The sequence below is a fragment of the Pseudomonas sp. genome (genome assembly GCF_030696055.1).
Lineage (GTDB): Bacteria > Pseudomonadota > Gammaproteobacteria > Pseudomonadales > Pseudomonadaceae > Aquipseudomonas.
In genome coordinates, this window is record NZ_JAUYNP010000259.1 from 1 (window position 1) to 2,693 (window position 2,693).

At 65.1% G+C, this 2,693-nt stretch carries 3 protein-coding genes; all 3 read right to left on the bottom strand.

Annotation, left to right across the window (positions count from 1 at the left end; all coding sequences use genetic code 11):
- On the bottom strand, nt 1–467 hold a 467-nt coding region (locus Q8Q83_RS15225; protein WP_305624973.1), incomplete at its 3' end, for an MFS transporter.
- A gap of 150 nt (nt 468–617) precedes the next feature.
- Nucleotides 618–1,640 (bottom strand): ferrochelatase, encoded by a 1,023-nt coding sequence (gene hemH / locus Q8Q83_RS15230; protein ID WP_305624974.1) that lies wholly within the window; start codon nt 1,638–1,640, stop codon nt 618–620.
- A 12-nt stretch (nt 1,641–1,652) separates the two neighbouring features.
- Nucleotides 1,653–2,555 (bottom strand): TIGR01777 family oxidoreductase, encoded by a 903-nt coding sequence (locus Q8Q83_RS15235; protein WP_305624975.1) that lies wholly within the window; start codon nt 2,553–2,555, stop codon nt 1,653–1,655.
- Nucleotides 2,556–2,693 lie beyond the last annotated feature (138 nt).

Consider the following 2,693-nt stretch of genomic DNA (forward strand, 5'->3'; position numbering starts at 1 on the left):
AGGCCCGAACCCAGGTAGACCCCCATGGAATACACGCTGATGGCGGTGGCGCGGCGCTCGGCCGGGAAGCTGTCGGCGATCAGCGAATAGGCCGCCGGTGACAAGGCCGCCTCGCCCACGCCCACGCCGATACGGCAGATCAGGAACTGCCAGTACAGCCTGGCCATGCCACAGGCGGCGGTGGCCGCACTCCAGAACAACACGCCGATGGCGATCAGCCAGCGCCGGTTCCTGGTGTCGGCCAAACGCCCCAGGGGAATGCCGCAGAGGGTGTAGAACAGGGCGAAGGACAGGCCCATCAGCAGGCTCATCTGGGTGTCGCTGATCATCAGATCGCGGCGGATCGGCCCCACCAGCAGGTTGAGAATCTGCCGGTCGATAAAGGACAGCACATAGGCCAGCATCAGGATGGCGACTGTGGCCCAGGCGCGGGCACTGGAGGGGTAGCCGTTATTCTTGTTGGGCACTGGCAGTCTCCTCGGCACCGCGGTTCCTAGCGGTGCGCGACGGTTGAAAGGACTGCCAGCTTAGGCCGATAGACAGGGCGCTGAGTATCGCCCCAAGGGCTTATCAGCTTCGCGAATGCGAGGCATCCTTTCGAGCGAATGGCTTAACCGTCACAGCAGTAACGGCGCGCGTTCGCACAGGCTCTTCAGCGCCGCCACCCAGCTCGGGTGATCATTCAGGCAAGGCACCAGCTGCAGGCTTTCGCCACCGGCCGCGCGGAACTGTTCGCGACCGCGGTCGCCGATTTCCTCCAGGGTTTCGATGCAGTCGGCGACAAAGGCCGGGCACATGACTAGGAGTTTCTTCACCCCCTGTTTGCCCAGCTCATCCAGGCGCGACTCGGTGTAGGGCTCGATCCACTTGGCCCGACCCAGGCGCGACTGGAAGGACACCGACCATTGCTCCGCACGCAAGCCCAGGCGCGCGGCGAAGGCCTCGGCGCTGCGCAGGCACTGGGCGCGATAACAGCGAGCGAGCACCTCGGGCGAAGCCGTGCGGCAGCAATCGGCGCCTTTCAGGCAATGCTGGCTCGGGTCGAGCTTGTGCAGATGGCGCTCAGGCAGGCCATGAAAACTCAGCAGCAGATGGTCGAAATCCTGCTCGAGGTAAGGCCTGGCGCTGTCGACCAGGGCATCCAGGTATTCGGGTTGGTCGTAGAAGGGTGGCAGCACCGAGAAACGCAGCGGCAACTGCTGCTCGCGCACCACCCGCCTGGCTTCCTCTATCACGGTGGTGGTGGTGCTGTCGGCAAACTGCGGGTAGAGCGGCGCCAGCGTCACCTGCTGGATGCCCTGGGCGGCCAGGCGGCTCAGCACGGTCTGCAGGGATGGCTCGCCATAACGCATGGCCAACTCCACCGGCCCCTGGGTCCACGCAGCCTGCATCGCCTGCTGCAGGCGCTTGCTCAGCACCACCAGGGGCGAGCCCTGCTCCCACCAGATCGAGGCATAGGCGTGGGCCGAGGCCGCCGGGCGCTTGATCAGGATCAGCGAGACCAACAGCCGACGCAGCGGCCAGGGCAGATCGACCACATAGGGGTCCATCAGGAATTGATTGAGGTAACGCCGTACATCAGCCACTTCGGTCGACGCTGGGGAACCCAGATTGACCAGCAACAGGGCGTGATCGGTCATAAGCAATCCTAGTCAGTGGCGACCCAAAATGTCCTCGAGGGCCGCATCCAGATCAGTGAAACGAAAACGAAAACCGGCGGCGCTCAAGCGTGTCGGCAGGGCGCGCTGCCCCCCCAACAGCAGCCCGGACAGTTCGCCCAAAGCCAGGCGCAGGACAAAGGCCGGGGCCGGCACTATGGCCGGGCGCCCCAGCGCGCGCCCAAGGGCCTGGCTGAACTGGCGGTTGCGTACCGGCTGCGGCGCGCAGGCATTATAAGGACCGCTGGCTTGCTCGTGCTGCAAGAGAAAGTCGATCAGGGCGATTTGATCGGCCAGATGAATCCACGGCATCCATTGCCGGCCGCTGCCCAGGGGGCCGCCCAAGCCCAGCTTGAATGGCGGCAGCAAGCGCTTGAGCATGCCGCCGTCCTTGGCCAGCACCAGCCCGGTGCGTAGCAGCACCACACGAATACCCAAGTCTTCGGCGCGCTGGGCGGTTTCTTCCCAGGCGCCACAGAGTTGCGCGGCGAAATCCTTGCTGACCGGTGGCGAATCCTCATGCAGCTCGCGCTCGCCGCCATCGCCATACCAGCCCACCGCCGAGCCGGACAACAGCACCCGTGGTTTCTGCGCGCGCGCCTCCAGCCAGGCCAGCAACTGCTCGGTCAGGCTGATGCGGCTGGCCCACAGCAAGGCCTTGCGCTTGCGCGTCCAGGGCCAGTCGGCAATGGGCGCGCCGGCCAGATTGACCACGGCGTCCAGCGGCTCCTCGGGCAACTCCTCGAGACGGCCAATGCCGCGCACCCCGGCGCCGCATAAAGCGGCAACCTGCTGCGGGCGGCGACTCCATACCGTCAGCTGGTGCCCCTGCTGCGCCCAATGGCGACACAGCGCGCGGCCCATCAAGCCGGTACCGCCAGTCAGAAGTATGTGCATGGCATCGTCCTCGCATGGCCTAAGAACCTGTTTACGATCTGCTGCGCGTCGGCCATCCGGCGTTAAAAACAGCCTCGGAATGCTCATTTACAGCTCGTAAACTGCGCTTCCTCGGCTGTTTTTGCCTTGTCTGGCTCT

Coding starts and splice junctions, on each gene's coding strand:
- hemH (WP_305624974.1), bottom strand. CDS start 1,640: ATGACCGATCACGCCCTGTTGCTGGTCAATCTGGGTTCCCCAGCGTCG.
- Q8Q83_RS15235 (WP_305624975.1), bottom strand. CDS start 2,555: ATGCACATACTTCTGACTGGCGGTACCGGCTTGATGGGCCGCGCGCTG.